Origin of the sequence: Lampropedia aestuarii (genome assembly GCF_004803635.1) — a bacterium.
Lineage (GTDB): Bacteria > Pseudomonadota > Gammaproteobacteria > Burkholderiales > Burkholderiaceae_C > Lampropedia > Lampropedia aestuarii.
On the sequence record NZ_SSWX01000001.1, the window covers coordinates 132,365 to 154,102 of the forward strand.

21 protein-coding genes and 1 tRNA gene are annotated in these 21,738 nt (G+C 58.1%); 8 read left to right on the plus strand and 14 right to left on the minus strand.

Features of this window, described 5'->3' with window-relative positions; genetic code table 11:
- Positions 1–43: 43 nt before the first annotated feature.
- The 10 genes from pnp to mltG form a co-directional block, all read right to left on the minus strand.
- Positions 44–2,176 carry a polyribonucleotide nucleotidyltransferase gene (gene pnp, locus E8K88_RS00550; RefSeq protein WP_136404849.1) on the minus strand — a complete coding sequence of 711 codons (2,133 nt, stop codon included), beginning with the start codon at positions 2,174–2,176 and terminating at the stop codon, positions 44–46.
- 272 nt (positions 2,177–2,448) lie between these two features.
- Positions 2,449–2,715, minus strand: a complete 267-nt coding sequence (gene rpsO, locus E8K88_RS00555) for a 30S ribosomal protein S15 (protein ID WP_136404692.1) — start codon at positions 2,713–2,715, stop codon at positions 2,449–2,451.
- A 150-nt stretch (positions 2,716–2,865) separates the two neighbouring features.
- Positions 2,866–3,471: a hypothetical protein gene (locus E8K88_RS00560; RefSeq protein ID WP_136404693.1), complete on the minus strand. Its 606-nt coding sequence runs from the start codon at positions 3,469–3,471 to the stop codon at positions 2,866–2,868.
- 183 nt (positions 3,472–3,654) lie between these two features.
- A complete protein-coding gene (locus E8K88_RS00565) occupies positions 3,655–5,649 on the minus strand; it encodes a DNA topoisomerase IV subunit B (protein ID WP_136404694.1) in 1,995 nt (664 codons plus the stop codon).
- Between the two features lie 177 nt (positions 5,650–5,826).
- Positions 5,827–6,504 (minus strand): ankyrin repeat domain-containing protein, encoded by a 678-nt coding sequence (locus E8K88_RS00570; protein ID WP_168797204.1) that lies wholly within the window; start codon positions 6,502–6,504, stop codon positions 5,827–5,829.
- A 222-nt stretch (positions 6,505–6,726) separates the two neighbouring features.
- Entirely contained in the window at positions 6,727–7,539 is an 813-nt protein-coding gene (locus E8K88_RS00575; protein ID WP_136404696.1) for a TatD family hydrolase, read from the minus strand.
- Between the two features lie 86 nt (positions 7,540–7,625).
- Positions 7,626–7,997, minus strand: coding sequence for a PilZ domain-containing protein (locus E8K88_RS00580; protein ID WP_136404697.1), 372 nt, complete (start codon positions 7,995–7,997; stop codon positions 7,626–7,628).
- Between the two features lie 181 nt (positions 7,998–8,178).
- Positions 8,179–9,294, minus strand: coding sequence for a DNA polymerase III subunit delta' (locus E8K88_RS00585; protein ID WP_240754238.1), 1,116 nt, complete (start codon positions 9,292–9,294; stop codon positions 8,179–8,181).
- Positions 9,295–9,296: 2 nt separating this feature from the next.
- On the minus strand, positions 9,297–9,974 hold the full coding sequence (gene tmk, locus E8K88_RS00590; RefSeq protein WP_205879997.1) for a dTMP kinase: 678 nt from the start codon (positions 9,972–9,974) through the stop codon (positions 9,297–9,299).
- Positions 9,975–10,000: 26 nt separating this feature from the next.
- On the minus strand, positions 10,001–11,008 hold the full coding sequence (mltG, locus tag E8K88_RS00595) for an endolytic transglycosylase MltG (RefSeq protein ID WP_338092860.1): 1,008 nt from the start codon (positions 11,006–11,008) through the stop codon (positions 10,001–10,003).
- Between the two features lie 194 nt (positions 11,009–11,202).
- Here mltG and E8K88_RS17955 point away from each other — a divergent pair, with 194 nt between their 5' ends.
- Together E8K88_RS17955 and ygfZ are read left to right on the plus strand one after the other, a co-directional pair.
- Entirely contained in the window at positions 11,203–11,466 is a 264-nt protein-coding gene (locus E8K88_RS17955; RefSeq protein WP_168797196.1) for a hypothetical protein, read from the plus strand.
- Positions 11,463–12,578 carry a CAF17-like 4Fe-4S cluster assembly/insertion protein YgfZ gene (gene ygfZ, locus E8K88_RS00605; protein WP_136404700.1) on the plus strand — a complete coding sequence of 372 codons (1,116 nt, stop codon included), beginning with the start codon at positions 11,463–11,465 and terminating at the stop codon, positions 12,576–12,578. The genes E8K88_RS17955 and ygfZ overlap by 4 nt, the downstream gene beginning before the upstream one ends.
- A gap of 62 nt (positions 12,579–12,640) precedes the next feature.
- Here ygfZ and E8K88_RS00610 read toward each other — a convergent pair whose 3' ends face one another.
- The 3 genes from E8K88_RS00610 to E8K88_RS00620 all read right to left on the minus strand — a co-directional run bounded on the left by E8K88_RS00610 (position 12,641) and on the right by E8K88_RS00620 (position 16,210).
- Positions 12,641–13,489, minus strand: coding sequence for a SirB1 family protein (locus E8K88_RS00610; RefSeq protein WP_136404701.1), 849 nt, complete (start codon positions 13,487–13,489; stop codon positions 12,641–12,643).
- 147 nt (positions 13,490–13,636) lie between these two features.
- On the minus strand, positions 13,637–15,217 hold the full coding sequence (murJ, locus tag E8K88_RS00615; protein WP_136404702.1) for a murein biosynthesis integral membrane protein MurJ: 1,581 nt from the start codon (positions 15,215–15,217) through the stop codon (positions 13,637–13,639).
- A 180-nt stretch (positions 15,218–15,397) separates the two neighbouring features.
- Complete coding sequence (locus tag E8K88_RS00620) at positions 15,398–16,210, minus strand: TrmH family RNA methyltransferase (protein WP_240754240.1); 813 nt, start codon at positions 16,208–16,210, stop codon at positions 15,398–15,400.
- A gap of 485 nt (positions 16,211–16,695) precedes the next feature.
- Here E8K88_RS00620 and E8K88_RS00625 point away from each other — a divergent pair.
- The 6 genes from E8K88_RS00625 (at position 16,696) to kdsB (ending at position 20,778) form a co-directional block, all read left to right on the plus strand.
- Positions 16,696–16,772 (plus strand) — tRNA-Met (locus E8K88_RS00625).
- Positions 16,773–17,262: 490 nt separating this feature from the next.
- Entirely contained in the window at positions 17,263–18,357 is a 1,095-nt protein-coding gene (locus tag E8K88_RS00630; RefSeq protein WP_136404853.1) for a 6-phosphofructokinase, read from the plus strand.
- Positions 18,358–18,515: 158 nt separating this feature from the next.
- A complete protein-coding gene (gene ybaK / locus E8K88_RS00635; RefSeq protein ID WP_136404703.1) occupies positions 18,516–18,986 on the plus strand; it encodes a Cys-tRNA(Pro) deacylase in 471 nt (156 codons plus the stop codon).
- Between the two features lie 270 nt (positions 18,987–19,256).
- Complete coding sequence (locus tag E8K88_RS00640; RefSeq protein ID WP_136404704.1) at positions 19,257–19,628, plus strand: hypothetical protein; 372 nt, start codon at positions 19,257–19,259, stop codon at positions 19,626–19,628.
- Positions 19,629–19,777: 149 nt separating this feature from the next.
- Positions 19,778–19,960 (plus strand): Trm112 family protein, encoded by a 183-nt coding sequence (locus E8K88_RS00645; RefSeq protein ID WP_136404854.1) that lies wholly within the window; start codon positions 19,778–19,780, stop codon positions 19,958–19,960.
- 8 nt (positions 19,961–19,968) lie between these two features.
- On the plus strand, positions 19,969–20,778 hold the full coding sequence (kdsB, locus tag E8K88_RS00650) for a 3-deoxy-manno-octulosonate cytidylyltransferase (protein WP_136404705.1): 810 nt from the start codon (positions 19,969–19,971) through the stop codon (positions 20,776–20,778).
- A gap of 55 nt (positions 20,779–20,833) precedes the next feature.
- Here the strand turns inward: kdsB and E8K88_RS00655 are convergent, their stop codons facing one another.
- A complete protein-coding gene (locus tag E8K88_RS00655; RefSeq protein ID WP_136404855.1) occupies positions 20,834–21,688 on the minus strand; it encodes a PhzF family phenazine biosynthesis protein in 855 nt (284 codons plus the stop codon).
- Between the last annotated feature and the right edge of the window lie 50 nt (positions 21,689–21,738).

Consider the following 21,738-nt stretch of genomic DNA (forward strand, 5'->3'; position numbering starts at 1 on the left):
TCATGACTTCACCTTCAAAGGTCAAAGTACTGGGTTTCTGCAATTACTCTTGCACTGGCTCTTGTGGTGCTTCCTGGCGCGCAGGGCGATCCAGCAACGCCTTCATCGACAACTTGATGCGACCCTTGTCATCGGTCTCGAGCACTTTGACTTTGACCACTTGACCTTCTTTCAGGTAGTCAGAGACTTTTTCAACGCGCTCGTGGGCGATTTGGCTGATATGCAACAAGCCATCCTTGCCTGGCAAGATGTTCACCAAAGCACCGAAGTCCAGCAACTTAGTCACTGAGCCTTCGTAGACGCGGCCAATTTCAGCCTCTGCAGTGATCTCTTCGATGCGGCGCTTGGCCTCATCGGCTTTAGCACCGTCAACAGCGGCAATCGTGATCGTGCCGTCTTCAGCGATATCGATTTGCGTGCCTGTTTCTTCAGTCAATTGGCGAATGGTGGCACCACCTTTGCCGATCACATCACGGATTTTCTCGGGATTGATCTTGATCGTGTAGAGCTTAGGCGCAAAAGACGAGACTTCAGCCTTGGCCTCACCCATGGCCTCGTTCATTTTGCCCAGAATATGCAGACGTGCTTCTTGGGCTTGCGCCAATGCCACCTGCATGATTTCACGGGTAATGCCTTGGATTTTGATGTCCATTTGCAGCGCGGTAATACCGGCAGTTGTACCTGCGACTTTAAAGTCCATATCGCCCAGGTGATCTTCATCACCCAAGATGTCGGTCAACACTGCAAAGCGGCTGTCGTCCTTGATCAGGCCCATGGCGATACCGGCGACGTGCGCTTTCAGAGGCACACCAGCATCCATCAGCGACAAGCAGCCACCGCAGACTGAGGCCATCGACGAAGATCCGTTGGACTCGGTGATTTCCGAGACCACGCGCATCACGTATGGGAAGTCTTCCTTGGCAGGCAAAACAGCCTGCAAAGCGCGCTTGGCCAAACGGCCATGGCCAATTTCGCGGCGTTTTGTCGAGCCCATGCGACCCACTTCACCGGTGGCGAACGGAGGCATGTTGTAGTGCAGCATGAAGCGGTCTTCGTACTCGCCCGCCAAGGCATCGATGCGCTGCGCATCGCGCTCCGTACCCAGCGTTGTCACCACCAAAGCCTGTGTCTCACCACGGGTGAACAAGCTGGAGCCGTGTGCACGCGGCAGCACACTGTTGCGAATTTCGATGGGGCGCACAGTGCGGGTATCGCGACCGTCGATGCGCGGCTCGCCGGCCAAAATCTGGCCACGCACAATGCCAGCTTCCAGGTCGAACAAAATATTGTCGACATTGGTCGCATCAAATGCCACTTCCTGGGCAGTCAGGCTCTCTTTGACTTTGGCGTATACAGCGCGGGTTGCTTGCGTGCGGTCTTGCTTGGAGCGAATTTGGTAGGCTGCACGCAGCTCTTCTTCTGCCAGACCTTTGACGCTGGCAATAAATGCCTCATCCTTGGCAGGCGCTTGCCAATCCCACTCCGGCTTGCCCGCATCACGCACCAATTCATGGATCGCATTGATGGCAATTTTGCCTTGCTCATGGCCATACACCACAGCGGCCAACATCACGTCTTCGGTCAGTTGGTCAGCCTCAGACTCGACCATCAATACGGCGGACTCAGTACCTGCCACCACCAGATCAAGACTGCTGTTTTTGCGGGCTGTTTTGCCTGGGTTGAGCACATACTGGCCATTGACATAACCCACACGGGCGGCGCCAATCGGGCCATTGAATGGCAAGCCGGACACACCCAAAGCCGCGCTCACAGCGATCATTGCAGCAATATCGGCATCCACCTCTGGATTCAGCGACACAGTGTGAACCACCACATGCACTTCGTTGTAGAAACCTTCTGGAAACAGCGGACGAATCGGGCGGTCAATCAGACGGCTAGTCAGTGTCTCGAACTCGCTAGGCTTGGCTTCGCGCTTGAAAAAACTGCCAGGAATCTTGCCTGCTGCGTATGTTTTCTCAATGTAGTCCACGGTCAATGGGAAAAAGTCCTGACCTGGCTTGGCACTTTTGCTGGCAACCACCGTAGCCAACACCACCGTGTCTTCGATATTGACCAGCACAGCACCAGTGGCCTGGCGCGCAAACTCGCCAGTCTCCATGATGACCTTGTGCTCACCCCATTGGAATTCTTTTACGACTTTATTAAAAATAGACATCATTGCTCCTTGAGTTGATAGCAAGCGATACAAAAAATGCACTCAGCCCCACATGCCCATTGGGCGCGTAGACCGAGCACCTCACTCCAGAGCTGGTGAAATTCACCGATGCGCAGAACACGATGCCATTCCATTGACACCGCCTACTCTGGCGACCCCAATGGAATGACACAGCTTCGCTCCACCCACACCCTGAAAAAACAAAAACCTACAAACACAAAACGCCTGAGCGCTCGACAGCAAACCCAGGCGTTCCATGCACCATGTGCGAATTACTTACGCAGACCCAACTTGGCGATCAATGCTGTGTAACGCTCAGCATCTTTGGCTTTCAGGTAGTCCAGCAGCTTGCGGCGGCGGCTCACCATACGCAACAAGCCGCGGCGACCGTGGTGGTCTTTGGCGTGTTGTTTGAAGTGGGGAGTCAGCTCGTTGATACGGGCTGTCAACAAAGCCACCTGCACTTCTGGGCTACCTGTGTCATTGGCAGCACGAGCATTGGCTTTAACAACTTCTGCTTTGATAGACGAAGCAATCATGATTTTCCTTCAATTGAGGGCGCATTCCAAAGCGCCCCGTTGCCACATGCGCCGCAGCTGGAATAAAGCTGAGGCGTGATTAACCACTAATTGTAGCCGATATTTTCAAAAACCTGCAATCGGCGTGATCGGCCACGTCGTAACGCGCCGTCAGGATTGGAGCCACTGTTGGTAGGCTGCACGCGTGGCTGGCGACACCGCCGTCAGCACTTTTTCACGGTTGACATTGTGGCGCGCCACCAGGCGTGCATCTGCAATCGTGCGTGACTTGCAAAACCAATGGCAGCTATGCTGCAGCAAAAACAGCTCGGCCGAGAGCTGGTAAGCGCGCTCTTTGGCAGACAGGCCCTGCTCATTAGCAACCGCCGCACGTATACCGCTCGCATGGATTTGCAACAAACGTTTGAAATCCAAGGTCGACGAGTACATGAAACGCTCGACATAAGGCACGCACAAAGCCCATTTGCCCATGCGCGTCAAGGCATCAGGGGCTTGCCCCACGGCTTCAGCCAAACGCTGGACCTGCCCTGCCACACCGCGCTCACTGGGCTCGAAAGTAGGCCAAATCTGCTCTTGTCGCACCGCATCTTGCTCACGAATGGCGCGCAAATAGCCTTGCGTCAGCGTCTCCATATGGCGCTCCACCTGCAAGCCTGCCAAATGCTGGCCTAAAAATACAATGCGCTGCGCCTGGTATCGCGCTCGCAAAACCAGCCACAGCACTGTGACAACGAACAATAAAAAAGCGATTTCCATTTTTCCCCAAATACCAGGCGCAATGCCCAGACCAACCCCAATTCAACCAAGTAACCGCCGCCAACGATCGCCCCCACCTTTGGACGAGACCCGATCAGTATGGCCCCATGACCCTTCACCTCGTGACAGCGGCGTTGACCAAGACACCAGGCAGCGCAAGCTTGCGCTGCGCCTGCATGCAGCTCACACATCCACCTCAACATCATCGCCATGCAGCTCCATCAGCTCACGCCTGGCACCTGCTTCACCCTTGCCCATCAGTTGCGTAAAAAGCCCTTCTGTCTGCGCAAAATTAAACAGGCCCAACTGCACGGGCATCAGGTGCCGCGTATCGGGATTGAGCGTGGTATCCCACAACTGCACGGCGTTCATCTCACCCAGGCCCTTGAAGCGGCCAATGCTCCAGGCGCCTTCACGCACACCGTCTTTGCGCAGCTTCTCCAGTGCCGCATGCAACTCCTGCTCACTGAGCACATACAGCTTGGTCGCAGGTTTTTTGCCACGTGCAGGCACAGCAATGCTGTAGAGCGGCGGCTGCGCCACAAAGACATGACCCGCCTCAATCAGTTTGGGGAAGTGGCGGAAAAACAGCGTCAGCAACAGCACTTGGATGTGCGCACCATCCACATCGGCATCACTGAGGATGCAAATCTTGCCGTAGCGCAGCCCTGACAAGTCCACCTCGTCATTGGGGCCGTGTGGATCCACACCAATGGCCACCGAAATATCGTGCACTTCGTTATTGGCAAACAGGCGGTCGCGCTCAACCTCCCAGGTATTGAGCACCTTGCCACGCAGTGGCAACACCGCCTGGTTCTCTTTGTCGCGCCCCATCTTGGCACTGCCGCCAGCCGAGTCACCCTCGACCAAAAACACTTCGTTGTAAGCCAGGTCACGGCTTTCACAATCAGTCAGCTTTCCAGGCAATACAGCCACGCCTGAGCCTTTGCGCTTCTCCACTTTTTGCCCGGCACGCTGGCGTGTTTGCGCCGCTTTGATCGCCAGCTCGGCAATCTTGCGGCCGTAATCGACATGGTCGTTGAGCCACAACTCCATGGCCGGCTTCACAAAGCTGGACACCAATCGCACGGCATCGCGTGAATTGAGCTTTTCCTTGATCTGGCCCTGAAATTGCGGATCCAGAATTTTGGCCGAGAGCACATAACTGACGCGCGAGAACACATCTTCAGGCATCAGCTTGACCCCCTTGGGCAGCAGCGCATGCATGTCAATAAAGCCTTTGACCGCCTGGAACAGGCCATCACGCAAGCCACTCTCGTGCGTACCGCCAGCAGTGGTTGGAATCAGGTTCACATAGCTCTCACGCATCGGCTGGCCGTCTTCGGTGAACGCCACGCACCAGCTGGCCCCCTCACCCAAGGCAAAACTATCGTTGTGCTTGTCGGCAAAGCCTGCGCCTTCGAACATCGGAATAATGGGCTCGGCACTCAGGGTTTGACTCAAATAATCGCTCAAGCCGCCTTTGTACTGCCAGTTTTGGCTTTGCTTGGTTTTCTCATTGGTCAGCGACACCGTCACACCAGGCATCAGCACCGCCTTGCTGCGCAGCAAATGCTGCAGCTCAGGCATTGGCAGGGCTTTGGACTCAAAGTATTTGGCATCGGGCCACACGCGCACCGTCGTGCCTTGCTTGCGGTCACCGCTTTGCGCTGCCCGCACCGTCAAAGGCTCAAGCACCTCACCGCCATTGCCAAACACCAGATGGGCCACTTGCCCATCACGATAGACAGTCACCTCCAGGCGGGTTGACAAGGCATTGGTGACCGATACGCCAACGCCATGCAGGCCACCTGAGAAGCTATACGCACCACCTGACTCTTTGTCAAACTTGCCACCCGCATGCAAGCGCGTAAAGACCAGCTCCACTACAGGCGCCTTCTCGTCGGGGTGCAAGCCAAACGGAATGCCACGGCCATCATCCTCAACGCTGATCGAGCCGTCTTCGTGCAAGCAAAAACGGATTTTTTTGCCGTGGCCTGCCAAGGCCTCATCGGCGGCGTTGTCCAGCACTTCCTGGATGATGTGCAATGGGTTGTCGGTGCGGGTGTACATCCCTGGGCGCTGCTTAACCGGCTCCAGGCCCTTCAATACCTTGATCGAGCCCTCAGAATAGCCGCTATTGCCGCCCGCTGCAGTGTTTTTAGTCTGTGTTGCCATAGTCGCCGATTGTAGTGTTTGCACTGCCGGTCAAGCCCGAAGTCAAGTGTCAGAAATCTGCCCAATGCATGGGGTCTATTGTCTCCAGACTATGCCTGCCAGCACGCACTGGGCAGGCATTGCAAGCATGCAGGCCAGCTGCATCAGAGCGCTTGCGCCAGCCAGTGCCTGATCGCTTTATCGAGTCATCTTGCGTGGTTGGTCACGCTGTTGCTGCAACTGCGCTGCACTGTCATTGAGCTGTCGTGCCAGGGTATCGCGGCCAACACGGGCCGCAAAATCGGCCGCCGTCAAACCCAATTGGTTTGTCATCGTCGGGTCTGCACCCGCCTCCAACAGCAGCTTGACCATGGCGTCGCTGCCATATTGCGCAGCCATCATCAAAGGCGTGGTGTCATTGGGCGAGCGCGGATCAATATACGCATCCTTGGCCAATAGCAAGCGGGCAATCTCCAACTGCTGCTCACCGCCGCCCGCGGCTGCATAGTGCAGTGGCGACCACAGGGTTTTGTTGACGTGAGCCCCTTGGCGAATCAAACGGGTCACCGCATCCAAATGGCCACGAATAGCAGCAAACATCAGCGGACTTTCATCCCTGCTGTTGCGAAACTCCACATTCGTTTGGGCCGAGGCCATCAGCGCATCAAAGGCATTGAGACTGCCCAGCTGCAGCGCCAAGGTCATGGGTGTCTGGCCATTCTGATCGCGTACATTCGGATTGGCTCCTTGCTCCAGCAAGCGGCGCACTGTATTGGCATTGTCACGCGTGACGTAGATGAACAAGTCACCTTCTTGCTTTGTCAATGGTTGGGCTGGCGCGGCATGGGCGGCGGCATCTGTACTCTGGCCGCTCAAGGGCTGCGCTTGCACTGGCGCAACACCACATGCCAACAGTACAGCCAGGGCACATGCCATCACACGGGGCATGCGACGAGGAGCCAGAACAGCGCCTTTTGTTACGGCGTGATTGTGTTTGAACATCATGAAAAACCTTCCACCACTGGCGGGACTACGCGATACAAGCGGCATCCATCATAAGAGAAGGATGCCGCCACAGGTACTTGCTCATCTTTCTTTTTAAGTCGCCCCAGCTCCACAAGCAAACAAGGCATCAAAGTTCACAGTCGTTGCCTGCACCACTTGCCCAAACTCGATGCCGCGCAACTCTGCAATGCACTGCGCCACATGCACCACCTTGGCTGGCGTATTAAGCTTGCCGCGGTGTGGCACCGGCGCCAGATAGGGACTATCGGTTTCCACCAGCATGCGATCCAGTGGCACATACCGCGCCACTTCCTTCAACGCCTGGGCATTCTTGAACGTCACAATGCCAGCGAAAGACACGTAATAACCAATATCCAGCACACGGCGCGCCACAGCCAGGTCTTCGGCAAAGCAATGGAATACCCCGCCCGCTTGCGAGCTGCGCCCGTCTTCGCCTTCTTGCGCCAAAATCTCCAGCGTGGCATCCGCTGCATTGCGGGTATGGATGATCAAAGGTTTGCGCACTTGCTGCGCCGCACGGATATGCACGCGAAAGCGCTCGCGCTGCCACTCCAGATCGGCAATACTGCGCCCGCCTTTGCGTCCAGCCATGTCAAAATAATCCAGTCCGGTCTCACCGATACCAAGCACGCGCGGCAAGCCAGCCAGGCGGCTCAAGGTCTCAACATCGGGCTCGCGTACACCTTCGTTGTCGGGATGCACGCCCACCGAGCACCACAAGCTGGCATGCTGCAGCGCCATCGCATGCACGCGCTCAAACTCTTCCAGTGTGGTGGCAATGCACAAAGCCCGGTTGACACCTGCTTGCTGCATTTCTTGCAGCACTTGGTCAAGTTGGCCTGCCAGTTGCGCATGGCTTAAATGGCAGTGGGAGTCGGTCAGCATGGCACTCACAAGGTCAAAATGGGAAAAATGGAAACAGCTTTGCCAGGGCCATCAGCGCCTGGCCGAGCCCGGCACAAGCTGCGCGCTTAAATCGTGTGCGTGGGCTTGTCTGAGGTCAGTGCGGCCCCCAGGCGACTTTCAATCGCCGCGCGCAATTCGGCCGATTTGTCATCATTAGGAAAGCGCACACCAACCCCGCGCGCACGGCCACCGGTCGTGCCACTGGGTGTAATCCAGGCCACCGTGCCTGCAATCGCGTATTTTCGCGGGTCCTCGGGCAAGGACAACATGACGAAAATGCTGTCGCCCATGCTGTAGTCGCGCTCGGTGGGCACAAAAATGCCACCTTCCTTGAACAGCGGAATATACGAGGCATAGAGCGCAGCCTTCTCTTTGATATTGAGCTGAATCACGCTGGGGCGCGTGGCTTTGCTGGAGTCTTCTGGAGTGGCGTTCATAAAGATGCAAAAAAGAGCAAAAAACTTGGCGCTATTGGCATACCTTGGACAAACTGAGGGGACAAGGCCAGCACCTGGCGGACAGCACAGATGGATAAGGCCAACCTGCTATACGCCAGCCGTGTTGCAGTGTACTACGCACGCGGGCGGCTGCTTCAGCACAGCGATTGGCAGCGCTCGCTTAACGCTTGGCCTGCAGCGCTTGACTGGCCTGGTCCAGCAAGGCGGTCAACATCAGCTCCGGGGCAAATGGGTGCTCGCTGGTGCGCTGCGCTTGTTGCAAATCCACCGACCATTGCGCCAAGCGCTCCAAGGTGCGCTGGCGCGGCGACTGGCCGCCTTGTTGCAATTGCTGGGTAATGGTCTCGCCAGTTTGCGCACCAAGATGCGCCACCAACGGCTTGAGCGAGTCCTGCGAAAAATAACGAGGCACAGCCCCAACCACCATCGCCATCACGTCATGGCACAGCTGCTGCAAAACAGCAATGGTTTGACTGGGCGAGGCAGCAGCCAACAAACCGGCCTGCCCCTGGAGCAACTGCCTGGGCAACTGGCTCCAGGCCTGCGGCTCAAAACCAGACTGCAGCAATTCCCAGGCATTCTGAGGTCGACCACCGCTGGCCTGCATGGCACCTTGCACCTGCTCGGCGGTGCTATGGCCCGCGCTGAGCCAGGCATGGATCTCGGCATCGGCTGGCCAGGCCATTTTCCAGCTGTGGCAGCGGCTGCGAATCGTTGGCAGCAGCCGGTGCGAAGCCTCGGTGGCCAGCACAAAACGCGAGTTTCCAGGCGGCTCCTCCAGTGTTTTGAGCAAGGCATTGGCTGTCACCGTATTCATGCTTTCAGCCGGGTAAACCACCACCACTTTGCCACGTCCACGCGCATCCGTGCGTTGGCAAAACGTGATCATCTTGCGCATGGCCTCGACCCGAATCTCTTGACTGGGCTTGCGCTTGGCTTCGCTGGCACTGTCCGTGTCGGCACTGCTCCAGCCCAAGTCCAATTGCATGGCCTCAGGCAGCAGCACGAGTAAATCCGGGTGCGTATGCACCTGCACTGCGTGGCAACTCTCACACACGCCACAGGCCGGTGCCAGCGGCGTGCCCAGCGCATGCGCCTCGCACAACAAGGCCTTGGCCCAGCCCATGGCCAAAGCAAACTGGCCCAAGCCTGAAGGCCCCTCCAATAGCAGGGCATGGCCTTGCTGGGCCAGCAAAGCATTGAGCTGGGCGGGCAGCCAAGGCATCTCGGGGGCCGCAGGCACTGGGGCGCGGGCTGGGGCCGAACGGGTCGCCATTCTCAGGACTCCTTGGTCAGAACGCCGCGCGCCTGCAGCGCAGCCAGTACTTGCGCACGCACGGCCTCGCGCTCCAGATTCGAATCAATGCGAATCCAGCGCTGCGGCTGCGCTTGTGCACGCTTGGCGTAGCCAGCTGCCACGCGCTCAAAAAATGTACGCGCCTGGGCCTCAAACCGGTCTGGTTCACGCGCGTTGTGCAAGCGCGCTGCGGCTACCTCGGCTGGCACATCAAACCACAATGTCCAATCGGGCTCCAGCAAGGCAGTCGATGGGGCCGTTGCCAGCGGGCCAGCTGGTACTTCCCAATCGCCCTGCACCCATTGCTCCAATTGCTGCAAACAGCTCAGCTCCACCCCGCGGCCTGCGCCTTGGTAGGCGAAGGTCGCATCAGTGAAACGGTCGCAGACCACGCTGGCGCCGCGCGCCAGCGCCGGCACAATCACCTCGCGCAAATGCTGGCGGCGTGCGGCAAAGGCCAGCAAGGTCTCGCTCAGTGCATCCATCTCATCGTGCAGCAGCAGCGCGCGCAATTTCTCGCCCAAAGCCGTGCCGCCTGGCTCGCGGGTCAGCACCACTGCATGGCCCTGCTGCTCCAAAGCCTCGGCCATCGCCGTGATGTGCGAGGACTTGCCCGCGCCATCGATGCCTTCGACACTGATAAACCAGCCTCTGCGCACAGCGTGTGCGTCCTTGCTTTGCGCCATTATGGCCGCCCCCTGATAAAACGATTGACGGCCCGATTATGCTGCTGAAGGTTGTCGCTGAACTCGCTCGTGCCATCGCCGCGGGCCACAAAATAAAACGACGTGGTTTTTTCAGGCTGCACCGCAGCCAGCAAAGACTCGCGACCTGGCATCGCAATCGGTGTAGGCGGCAGCCCCGCTCGTGTATAGGTATTCCATGGTGTGTCGGTCTCCAGATGGCGGCGGCGCAAGCGGCCATCGAACGCATCACCCAGCCCATAGATCACCGTCGGATCGGTTTGCAGCAACATGCCCACGCGCAGGCGGTTGACAAACACGCCGGCGATACGGCCTCGATCGCTGTGCTGGCCCGTTTCTTTTTCAACAATACTGGCCAGCACCAAGGCCTCATCCGGTGTTTTCAGCGGCACGCTGCGGTCGCGCTGTTGCCAGGCGGCTTCGAGCATGCGGTCCATCGCCTCCATCGCTTGCTTGAGCACGGCGACATCGCTGCTGCCTTTGGCAAACAAATAGGTATCTGGAAAAAAACGTCCCTCAGGGTGCTGGCCTTTGCGCCCGAGTTTTTCCATGATTTGTTCATCCGTCAACTCAGCCGTGTCATGCTGCAGCGGCTGTTGCGCCAGCAAGGCCCTGACCTGTTTGAAATTCCAACCTTCGACAATAGTGAGCGGGCGCAGGCTTTGCTCGCCTTTGACCAAACGGTCAACCACCTGCTGCGGGCTGACGCCAGACGAGAACTCATAATAGCCGGCCTTGATGCGCGTGCCCTCGCCAGTAGCGCGCAGCCATGCATACAGCAGGTCGGGGGGCACAGCCATCACGCCGCTGGCAACCAATTGCTCGGCCACGCCACGCGCCGAGGTGCCACGTGCAATCGTCACCTCTGCCGGACTGGCGTCAATGCGCAGAGGTTGGTCGCGCCACCAAACGCCATAAGCCACCGCAGCCCCCAGCAACAGCAGGGCCAGCATCACGAGATAAAACAAACGTCTAAGCAAAATTGGTATTCCTTTTGAACAAGCCCTGAATGCACGCCTAGCATGCCTAGCATGCCTATCTTGGGCCAGAGCAAGGCTTGCCGCAATGCCACCACCTCTGGCCATGCGCAGCAGGCCCAACAAAGCCCTTATTCACCGAGCACGAGTCTGCAGCATTTTAAAAAGCTTGGGACAATAGCATGTTTTAAAAGCCGTACGCTGTGATGGCCAGCTGCTTGTTTTGCAGCTACAGCTGCTGCCCAGCCCCCCCCGCTTTTTGTGGCGTGCCGCCGCACTGCGAATTCCTGCATATCCTGCTGGTGCTGCAGTTGCAGTTGCAGTTGCAGTTGCAGTTGCAGTTGCAGTTGCAGTTGCAGTTGCAGTTGCAGTTGCAGTTGCAGTTGCAGTTGCAGTTGCAGTTGCAGTTGCAGTGCGCGGCAATCACCAGCCTATTTTTACACCCTTTTTCAAACCCGACGACGCCATGACACTGTCCCTCCATGCGATCACCCCTGTTCCCGAGCTCGGCGTACTGCATTGCGCTGGGCCCGATACGCTGACATTCCTGCAAGGCCAGCTCAGCAATGACTTTGCCCTGATGCGCCACAACCAGGCGCGCTTGGCCGCCTTCCTCAGTGCCAAGGGGCGCATGCAAGCGAGCTTTATCGCCGTGCGTTACGGCCCACACGACGTGCTGCTGCTTGCCCACACAAGCATTTTGGCCGCAGTTCAAAAACGCTTGTCGATGTTTGTGCTGCGTGCCAAAGTCAAAATCACCGATGCCAGCGCCCAATGGCAGTTGCATGGCGCCCTTGGGAATGCGGCGCTCAGCACGCTGCAAGCCCTGCAAGACAGCGCCTTGGAGTCTGCACCTGTGCCCTGGCAATGCGTCAGCAACGGCGATGCGCAAGCAGGACTGCCAAGTCCAGAAGCAGGCGCAGACGCCACTCAGGCACACGCCCCGAGCTGGGCGGTTGCGCTCTACCCAGCAGCTGGTCTGCCACGGGCTTTGCTGATTCAGCCCCAAGGAGCTGCATTGCCCGAAGCCGTGGCCGCTTTGGCCGATCCAGCACAAGCGGCCGAGCGCGCGCAGCAATGGGCCTGGTCTGAGGTGGCAGCGGGCATTGCCACCATCAGCGCGCCAGTGGTGGATCTGTTTGTGCCGCAAATGCTCAACTACGAGTCCGTCGGCGGGGTGAACTTCAAAAAAGGCTGCTACCCCGGCCAGGAAGTCGTCGCACGCAGCCAATTTCGCGGAGCGATCAAACGTCGTGCTTTTCTGGCCCACGGCCAAGCCGTGAACCTGCCCAAAGCGGGTGATGAAATCTACAGTGCCGATGATTTGGAGCAGCCTTGCGGCACGGTCGCTCAGGTGGCACTGAGCGCCAGCACCCTGCCCCATCCAACAGAAGCAAACAAGCCACAGGCCTTTGATGCGATTGTGTCAATCAAAACCGATGCCGCCGAACAAGCCCTGTTGATCCGCAGCGCAGTGGCTGCCAGTGATGCGGAAGCCCCATCAGAGCGCCTTGAGCCAGCCAACCCAGACATTCCAGTGCGCCTGAGCAAGGCCCCCTATCCCATTCTTGAAGATCTTTGAGCCGACTGCGTGCTGGGACTGAAGGTTTTAAAAACACTCAAAAGCACTCTGCACGCATCTTGCTAGGCCTGATTTTTCAGCACATGGAGCTTCTGCGCCACTTCACTGGCATCAGTGGCTTCACGCGAGAAGTCCAGATACGCCTGAAAATCGGCAATCGCCTCTTGTGTGCGGCCTAAGGCCTCATAAGCGAGGCCGCGGTCACGCCGCTCCAGCCAGTCCTGGGGCTGCACCACGACCAGACGCTCCATCACCGCCAACTGCCTGCCCGCATCCTGCTGCACACGGAAAATTTCCTTGAGGTTGCGCAGCATGCGCGTGATGATTTCGCGTGAGGACGCGCTTTGCAGAAACAGCCCCAGCGGCATGGTTTCCTCGTTGTAGAGCGTCAGCCGCGGAATTTGCGCTTGCAACTGGTGGGTCAGTTCATGGCTGGAAAATGACTTGCCTGTCAGCGGGTCCAAAATCACCTGGCCTTGGGAGAGCAAGACCTTGAGCATGAAATGCCCAGGAAACGACACGCCATATGCATCCAGGCCAATGCTGCGCGCAAGATCCAACCACAGCACGCCAATGGAGATCGGAATGCCACGCCGCGATTGCAGCACATGGTGCAAATAGCTGTTGTCCGGATCGTAGTAGTCGTTGCTGTTGAGGCTAAAGCCCAACTCACCATAAAAAAACTGGTTGAGCTGGTGAATGCGCTCTAGCGCCGTGCCCTGCTGCGCATTGCGTTTGCGCAAGCGCGCCTGCATATTGTCAATCACAGACAGCGTCTGCTCTAAATCCAGCTCGGGGTATTCATCTTGTGCCAAGCTGATAGCGGCCTCCATCAAAGGCAATTCGGCATCGGATTGCACGAGGCTTGCAAAATACTCTAGCGGTGTGGGAGGCTGCAAATTCAAAAGCATCAGAACACGGTCAGGTCAAGAAGTTGGTTGGACACTCTATGCTGAACAGCGCAAAGCCAACGCCCTGCGATGAAACCATTGCATCTCAGTGTAGCAATAAAGCCAGCACTGCGCTGAGTTTCCAGGGCCTGGAAAGCCCGCCCCCATTCAGCCCAAGCGGCGTGAAGATCTCAGCAATCCCTTCAAATCAAAACGCGTGGCCCACAGCACGCCGAAATACACCACCGCTGAGGCGCACAGCATCCAGGCCAAGTGGCCAAGGCGCAGCCAGGGGGTGGCGCGCAAACCCACCCAATCCACCGCCTGCGAAGCCCACCACAAGAAAATTGCCAGCGCAACCACGCCCGCCAAAACCTGAAAGCCAAAGCGCCACCAACCGGGACTGGGCACAAAAGCACCACGGCGCATCAGGCCCAGCAACAGCCACAGGGCATTGAGCAAGGCGCCCAAGCCGATCGACAAGGCCAGCCCGGCATGGCCAATCCATGGCACCAGCACGGCATTCAAGAGCTGGGTAAACACCAGCACCGCCACCGCGATCTTCACTGGTGTGCGCATGTCTTGGCTGGCGTAATAACCAGGCGCCAGCACTTTGATCGCAACCAAGCCCAACAGGCCCACCCCATACCCCATCAAGGCCAGCGCGATCTGATTCACATCCGAATCGCGCAGGGCGCCGTAATGGAACAAGCTGGCCACCAAGGGTTTGGCAAACAGCAATAAGCCGACCGCGCAAGGCAAGGCCAGCACAAACACCATGCGCAGGCCCCAGTCCAGCATCGCCGAATATTGAGGCCCATCTTGCGCGGCCTTGGCGGCGGCCAAATACGGCGTCAGTACCACGCCCAAAGCCACACCTAACAAGGCCGTTGGGAACTCCATCAAACGGTCGGCATAAAACAGCCAGGTCACGCTGCCAGCCTGCAAATACGAGGCGATCTGGGTATTGATCATCAAGGAGATTTGCGCCACCCCAACCCCCAGCAAGGCCGGCGCCATCAAGGCCAAAATGCGGCGCACACCGCTGTCACGCCAAGCAGCGCGAATGCTGCCAGGTCGCATGCCCAAGCGCGGCAACAAACCCAAGCGCTTGAGTGCCGGAATTTGCACCAGCAGCTGCAATACACCACCAGCCATCACACCTGCAGCCATCGCAAAAATCGGCTCAATGCCACGCCGCTCAAACCAAGGGCTGAGCAACAACGCAGCGGCGATCATGCTGAGATTGAGCAAAATCGGCGTGGCGGCAGGCACCGCATAACGCCGCCAGGTATTCAACACCCCAGCTGCCAACGCCACCAGCGACATGCAGCCGATGTAGGGAAACATCCAGCGCGTCATGGTCACGGCTGCATCAAACGAGCCCGCATCCTGTCTTAAACCACTGGCCAGCAGCCACACCAGCACGGGCGCAAACAGCACCCCCAAAATACTAAAGAGCAGCAACGTCCAGGCGAGCACGGTCGCCACGTGGTCGATCAATTGCAGCGTGGCCTTATCACCATCGACGGTGCGCGAGCTGGCCAACACGGGTACAAAGGCCTGGCTGAATGCCCCTTCGGCAAACAAACGCCGAAACAAATTGGGGATGCGAAAAGCGACGTTGAAAGCATCGGTCAAGGCATTCGCACCAAAGATGGCCGCCATCAACAAATCACGCGCCAGCCCGGTGAAACGCGACACCAAGGTCAATAAGGAAACGGTAGAGGCTGCTTTAAAAAGAGACACACACTTTTCGCCTGTTCAGGCGCCATCAGCGACACACACAAGAATATGGAAGTGCGCTGCGCAGCACGCCTGCACAGGCCAAGCACAGCTTTCCAATACGGCCTGCCATTGTAGGGGCCGCACCCTGCATCAGACTGTATGGGATGTAAGCAGAGCCATGCAGCTCTCACCTCAAAGCGATCACGCCCAGGTAGCGGCACTGGCATGCAGGCAAATGGCCGCTGCAGTCGCCACATTCAAGGACTCTTGCCCACCAGGCTGGGCAATCCGCACTGGTGTATGGGGCAGCGCACTCAAGGCTTCGCTCACGCCCTGCCCTTCATGGCCCATCACCCACGCACACGGCCAAGGCAAATCCGCCTTGTGCACATAAGCGCCATCATGGGAGCTGGTAATCAACAGCGGCACGGCCAAGGCCGCGACATCGCCATGCGTCGCCTGCTCGACCAAACCCAATCCGAAATGGGCCCCCATGCCAGCGCGCAGCACCTTGGGCGACCACAGCGCAGCCGTGCCCTGCAAGGCCACAATTTGCTTGAAGCCAAACGCGGCTGCACAGCGCAAAATCGCCCCCACATTGCCAGCGTCTTGCAGGCGGTCTAACACCACGGTGGCAACGCCGGCCTGCAATTGGTCAGGCACATCCGTGCGTGCCACCACATAGGCCAGGCCAGCCGCACTTTCCAGTCCGCTCACATGGGCAAACAGGGAGTCTTCCAACACCACCACCGCCAAGCGCCCATCGCCGCGCCCGCCAGATACGGCAGCTGGCCACCAGCGCTCCAGCTCCTGTGCATCCCAGCGCGATTGCGACAGCACCAAGGTGTGTACGGCCAAACCAGCCTGCTGCGCGGCGCTGCACAAATGCTCACCTTCGAGCCAAATCTGCCCCAGCTTGCGATACGCATGCGACTCCTGCGCCAAACGGCGCCATGCCTTGACTTGGGCATTCTCACGGGAAGTGATGGAGGTCATATGAAAAGGAAAAGTCATCGCGTGCGCTACCCCAAATAAAACGGCAAAACACACCCAGTACGGGTCTGCAATCAAAAAACATCGGCAAATGCTAGCGGCAGCCCATGCAATGCTACGCCGCTGCCAGCCTGCGCTGCCAAAAAAACTGGATGGCGGCACTCCACCCTTTGGGATTGAAAGTCCGTTGCACACCAGCCAGCCTCAAGCGGCCAAGGCGCCATTGTGTCATGCCGACTGCCGCCAACACCACCTCCATCCAACGACTTTGGCCGCGCACCACTTGCCCCATGCATCTGCATGGTGGCCGCTGGTTTGACTGGAGCAGGCCTTGCCCAAACAATGCGCTCACAAACCACATACAGCACATACAGCGCACAGTTGGCTGTCCTTGACAGGCTTGCAAACAGGCGCCTCCATTGAACAATCAAAAAAATGGCAGTTTTTTTACCATTTCTCGCGAGTTTCCAATTCGGCCTCTGAAAACGGGTTACACTAACGTCTTTGGCGCATTAGCTCAGCTGGTTAGAGCGACGGAATCATAATCCGCAGGTCCCCTGTTCGAATCAGGGATGCGCCACCAAAAATCGCAAACCCTTAGTGAGCAATCACTAAGGGTTTTTTTTCGCCGCAGCACTGCGCCAGTCTTTCACCAGACGACGCTTGTGTTTATCTTCCAGCAATGCAACGAGCGCATGCTACATCGCATGAGCCAATCAAGCCATTGAGGCCGCAAGCCTCTTGCCGGCGCTGCCGGGCACGCGCTCCTCCCATGGGCGTTGGCTTGCGCAATGCATTTGCCGCTTATAAGCACTGTGGCGTGTACCACTACATAAGAATGGCCAATGGCATATGCGAGCGCCAATACGCAAACAACATGCATCAAAGCCAAATTTGTACTGAGCGCCACGCAGCAAGCGCATTGATTAGTGCAATACTGGCATGTTAAAGGCGTTGGTACGCGCATCCGAGTTTGATGCTGATGTGCACTGACCCATCATGACAAGACACACAAAGCGCTTATTGGGCGCCATTCATTCAAGCATTGCATCTCCATGTCTGACTCTTCTTCTTTGCATATCGGCATTCTGACCGGCGGCGGTGATTGCCCCGGCCTTAATGCGGTCATTCGCGCCGTCACGCTCAGCCTGATCCACCACACTGGCGCACGCGTGACAGGCATCCGAAAAGGCTTTTATGGCTTGATTGCACGCCAGGTGTGCACATTGACCGCAGACACCGTCGACGCTATCTTGCACGAGGGCGGCACCATTCTTGGTGCGCACAACAGCGCCAATCCTTTTCGCTGGACTGCACAGGCCGATGTGCCCGCCCAAGATGTCTCACACGAGGTGCTGGCCTACGCCCGCGAATTGGGTCTGGATGCGCTGATCGTCGTCGGTGGTGATGGCACGATGGCGATTGCCAACCGCATCCACCAGCTGGGACTGCCGGTCGTTGGAGTACCCAAAACGATTGACAACGATTTGATGCATACCGAGCGCACCTTTGGCTTTGACAGCGCGGTCGCGATTGTGGCTGAGAGTTTGCAGCGCATTGCAACCACCGCCCGCAGCCATGGCCGCGTCATGGTGGTGGAGACCATGGGCCGCTATGCTGGCTGGATTGCCCTGGCTGGTGGTCTGGCTGGCGGCGCGCACGCGATTGTGTTGCCGGAGTTTGCCTACTCACCCGATGCGCTTGCCCAGCTGTGCCGCCAGCGCGAGCGCCAACAAGGCTATACGGTGATTTGTGTGGCTGAAGGCGCCAAAGCCATCGATGGCGACATGGTGGTCAAAGCGCGTCTAGAGCACAGCCCCGACCCGATCCGCCTTGGCGGCGTTGGCGAATTGCTGCGCGAGCAACTGCAAAGCCGCGTGGCCAGCGAAGTGCGCAGCACCCAACTGGGCCATGTGCAACGCGGCGGCGCCCCCACCGCATTTGACGCCGCGCTTTCAACGCAATTTGGCTGGTGGGCCGCGCAACTGGTACTGCGCAAGGCCTTTGGCCAAATGGTCGTGCTGCGCAATAGCAGCTGCACCAGCGTGCCCTTGGCGGAGGTGGCAGGCAAAGTGCGCCAGGTTCCTGCGGACGACCAGTGGGTACAAACTGCGCGCAGCCTTGGCGTCCGCTTTGGCGACGAAACGCTCACCGAGGCAGCAATCTAAGAACGTGTTGATGCTCTTTTCGCAGTCGCGTTAAAGTGCCAAAAATCCAATCACTCGAGACTGTGCTCAGCCCACAACAGCGGGTTCTGTAGAGCTTCCCAAGATGGGCATTGACAAACACACGCAGCACCTCGCACCAACCTTTTCAAGTTCGCTGTATGACTCCTGCCATTCATTTATTAAAGCAAGCCAAAGTCGCACACCAGCTGCATAGCTATACGCATGACAGCAAAACGCCATCGTATGGGCTGGAGGCGGCCGACAAGCTGCAACTGCCACCAGCCCAGGTCTTTAAAACGCTGCTGGCCCAGACCGAGACAGCCGAACTGTTGGTCGCGATTGTGCCCGTCAGTGGCTCACTGGACCTCAAGGCGTTAGCACAAGCCGCACACTGCAAGAAATGCGACATGGCCGATCCAACCCAAGCGCAGCGCAGCACCGGCTATTTGCTCGGTGGCATTAGCCCATTGGCCCAGAAAAAAGCCTTGCGCAGCTTCATTGACACATCCGCCGACGCCTTCGAGCGCATCTTTGTCAGCGCTGGCCGCAGAGGCCTGGAGGTGGAATTATCGCCACAGGATTTGCGCAGACTCTGCGATGCAACACCTGCGCTGATTGCCCGTGTTTAAAAAACTGGCGCCAGGAGCCTGCTCATCGTCTCCGGGCAGTCGTGCAAGGCACAATAAAGGACCATTAAGAGGCATTAGTGCTACTACCCAAGCCCACAGACCATGGCCAGATTGGTAACGCGCTTACTGAAGGATACGTTGGCAAAGAAACTCTGCTGGTCAGAGTGCATACAAGTCACAGACAATAGCAACATGCATGCGTGCCATTGCGTCCTGTGCACGTATGCCTGCGTCGATGATTTCATCTCTCTACACTGGAGGATTTCAACTATGGCCCATTCACTCAAAGCTTCTCTCGTGGCACGCAGCGCAATAGCTGTCATGCTGGCACTAGGTGCTTACGCCGCGCAAGCACAAACCTCAGCCAACAGCATCTGCGCTGATGGCAAGCAAGACCCGGTGGCCTGCCAGCGCGAAATGGGCGCTACGCGCAATAAAGCCCCCGTTGACCCTAACCAGGATTTTGCCAGCAACGCGCTCAAACGCTGCCAGGTTTACGCCAACGACCCTGAGGCACGCCAGTCTTGCGAAGACCGCGTGCGCAATCAAAACACACGCCGCGATGGCAGCGTATTTGGGGGTGGCACGATTCAAGAACACCGCATCATCCAAACCTCCCCCGCGCCGCGCCCCGTACAATAAAGCCATCGCGCATGGCGCATGCCTGCCGCCGCATTGAACGCATGCCCAGGCCACAGCGGCTTGCACTGCTTAAAGCCCAGCCCCTCCATGAAGGGGCTGTACCCAGCGCGCCCAACCCACCCCGTTTTGCCCAACCCACTCTCTGCTTTATGGACACCAAACTGCTTGAAATTCTGGTCTGCCCCGTCACCAAAGGGCAGCTCACCTATGACCATGCGCGCCAGGAGCTGGTCTCGCGCGCAGCACGTCTGGCTTATCCAATCCACGATGGCATCCCAATCCTGCTGGAAAACGAAGCCCGCACGCTCAGCGACGATGAACTAGCTGCTTGAGTGCTGCCGTGCCAAATTCCAGCCCTTTCATCGTTCTGATTCCGGCGCGCATGAGCTCCAGCCGCCTGCCCGATAAACCACTGGCCGAGATTAACGGCCTGCCCATGGTGATTCGGGTTGCCCACCAGGCCCAGCAAAGCCAGGCTCAATCGGTGGTGGTCGCGACCGACGATGCACGCATTCAAACCGCCTGCGAGCAGCACGGCATTGCCTGCGTGATGACCCGCGCCGACCACCAAAGCGGCAGCGACCGTCTGGCCGAAGCGGCTGCGCAATTGCAACTGCCGGACGAGACCATCGTTGTCAATGTACAAGGTGATGAACCATTCATTCCACCGGAGCTGATCAACGCCACGGCCCAGGTGCTGGCCCAGCACAGCCATGCAGTGATGGGCACAGCCGCCCACCCAATCCACACGCAAGCCGATTTTCTCAATCCAAATGTGGTCAAAGTCGTGCTCAATGCCGCCCAGGATGCGCAATACTTCAGTCGCGCACCGGTGCCCTTCTTCAGAGACCCACCGGCCACACTGTGGCAGGAGGCGGGCGCGCTAGGCCAAGCCATACCGAATGGGCAAGGCCTGCATCCGGCATTGCGGCACATCGGCATTTACAGCTACCGCGTGGGCTTTCTCAAGCAATTTCCACAGCTCAGTGCCGCCCCAACTGAGAACAACGAATCACTGGAGCAACTGCGAGTACTCTGGCATGGCTACCGAATCGCTGTGCATTTGACGCAGGAGGCACCGCCAGCTGGAGTCGATACGCCTGAAGACTTGCTGCGCGCTCAAGCGCATGCCCTGTCCACAGCAGCCTAAGATCGTAAACACGTTCTAAAGCAACACCCACCAGCCACTACGCTGCAGGCTGGGTCTAAACATCTTCAAACTGCAACTGGCCCTGCACATGCGTGCAGGTATTGCCAGCAATCCATATTTGGCCAGAGGCATCCTGACTGGCATAGACCCGGCCTTGCCGGCCAAGACAAGTGCCTTGGGCTGCCAGGTAGGGCAGTTGAACCACGCCGGTACTGGTGAGCCATTGCGCCACCGACGCATTCAGACTGCCTGTCACCGGATCTTCAACAACCGCGCCATGCTGGTCACTGAAAAACGCCCGCACTTCAATGGCTGTCTCAGCACCTGCAGAATGGAGCCCAACCACACCAATATCGATGCGTTCTGGCCAACTGCGCGCAGGCGTCAGCGCCAGCACCTGCTCCGCCGATGCCAATCGAATGCCCAGCCAGCCAGGGCCGTTGTCGATCCATGCGGCCTCGACAATGTCTTCAGCCCGAATGCCCAGCAGCCGCTGCGCCTGGAGCAACTCTTGCCCACTGGCCGGCCCCGTCTTGATCAGCGCTGGCGCGGCAAATGCCAAACGCCCCCCCGCTTGGCGCGCAATTGTCACCAGCCCCACGCCGCACTCTTGCACGATGTGCCCGGCATTTTTCGGCGTATGGCCAGCCGCCAGCCATGCATGGCAAGTGCCCAGGGTCGGATGGCCGGCAAACGGCATTTCACGCTCGGAGGTGAAAATGCGCACACGGTAATCGGCGGCCGGATCCGTCACTGGCAGCACAAAAGTGCATTCGGACAGGTTCAGCCAGCGCGTCAACTGCTGCATCTGTTCAGCCGTCATGCCTTGGGCGTCCAGCACCACAGCCAACGGGTTGCCAGACAGCGCCTGAGCGCCAAAGACATCGACGAATTGAATATCCAAGGCCATCATCACCCCCACTCCAGACAAAGCTGCCACTGTAGCGCCAAGAATCTGTT

Coding starts and splice junctions, on each gene's coding strand:
- pnp (WP_136404849.1), bottom strand. CDS start 2,176: ATGTCTATTTTTAATAAAGTCGTAAAAGAATTCCAATGGGGTGAGCAC.
- rpsO (WP_136404692.1), bottom strand. CDS start 2,715: ATGATTGCTTCGTCTATCAAAGCAGAAGTTGTTAAAGCCAATGCTCGT.
- E8K88_RS00560 (WP_136404693.1), bottom strand. CDS start 3,471: ATGGAAATCGCTTTTTTATTGTTCGTTGTCACAGTGCTGTGGCTGGTT.
- E8K88_RS00565 (WP_136404694.1), bottom strand. CDS start 5,649: ATGGCAACACAGACTAAAAACACTGCAGCGGGCGGCAATAGCGGCTAT.
- E8K88_RS00575 (WP_136404696.1), bottom strand. CDS start 7,539: ATGCTGACCGACTCCCACTGCCATTTAAGCCATGCGCAACTGGCAGGC.
- E8K88_RS00580 (WP_136404697.1), bottom strand. CDS start 7,997: ATGAACGCCACTCCAGAAGACTCCAGCAAAGCCACGCGCCCCAGCGTG.
- E8K88_RS00585 (WP_240754238.1), bottom strand. CDS start 9,294: ATGGCGACCCGTTCGGCCCCAGCCCGCGCCCCAGTGCCTGCGGCCCCC.
- E8K88_RS17955 (WP_168797196.1), top strand. CDS start 11,203: ATGGCCAGCTGCTTGTTTTGCAGCTACAGCTGCTGCCCAGCCCCCCCC.
- ygfZ (WP_136404700.1), top strand. CDS start 11,463: ATGACACTGTCCCTCCATGCGATCACCCCTGTTCCCGAGCTCGGCGTA.
- E8K88_RS00610 (WP_136404701.1), bottom strand. CDS start 13,489: ATGCTTTTGAATTTGCAGCCTCCCACACCGCTAGAGTATTTTGCAAGC.
- E8K88_RS00620 (WP_240754240.1), bottom strand. CDS start 16,210: ATGACTTTTCCTTTTCATATGACCTCCATCACTTCCCGTGAGAATGCC.
- ybaK (WP_136404703.1), top strand. CDS start 18,516: ATGACTCCTGCCATTCATTTATTAAAGCAAGCCAAAGTCGCACACCAG.
- E8K88_RS00640 (WP_136404704.1), top strand. CDS start 19,257: ATGGCCCATTCACTCAAAGCTTCTCTCGTGGCACGCAGCGCAATAGCT.
- E8K88_RS00645 (WP_136404854.1), top strand. CDS start 19,778: ATGGACACCAAACTGCTTGAAATTCTGGTCTGCCCCGTCACCAAAGGG.
- E8K88_RS00655 (WP_136404855.1), bottom strand. CDS start 21,688: ATGGCCTTGGATATTCAATTCGTCGATGTCTTTGGCGCTCAGGCGCTG.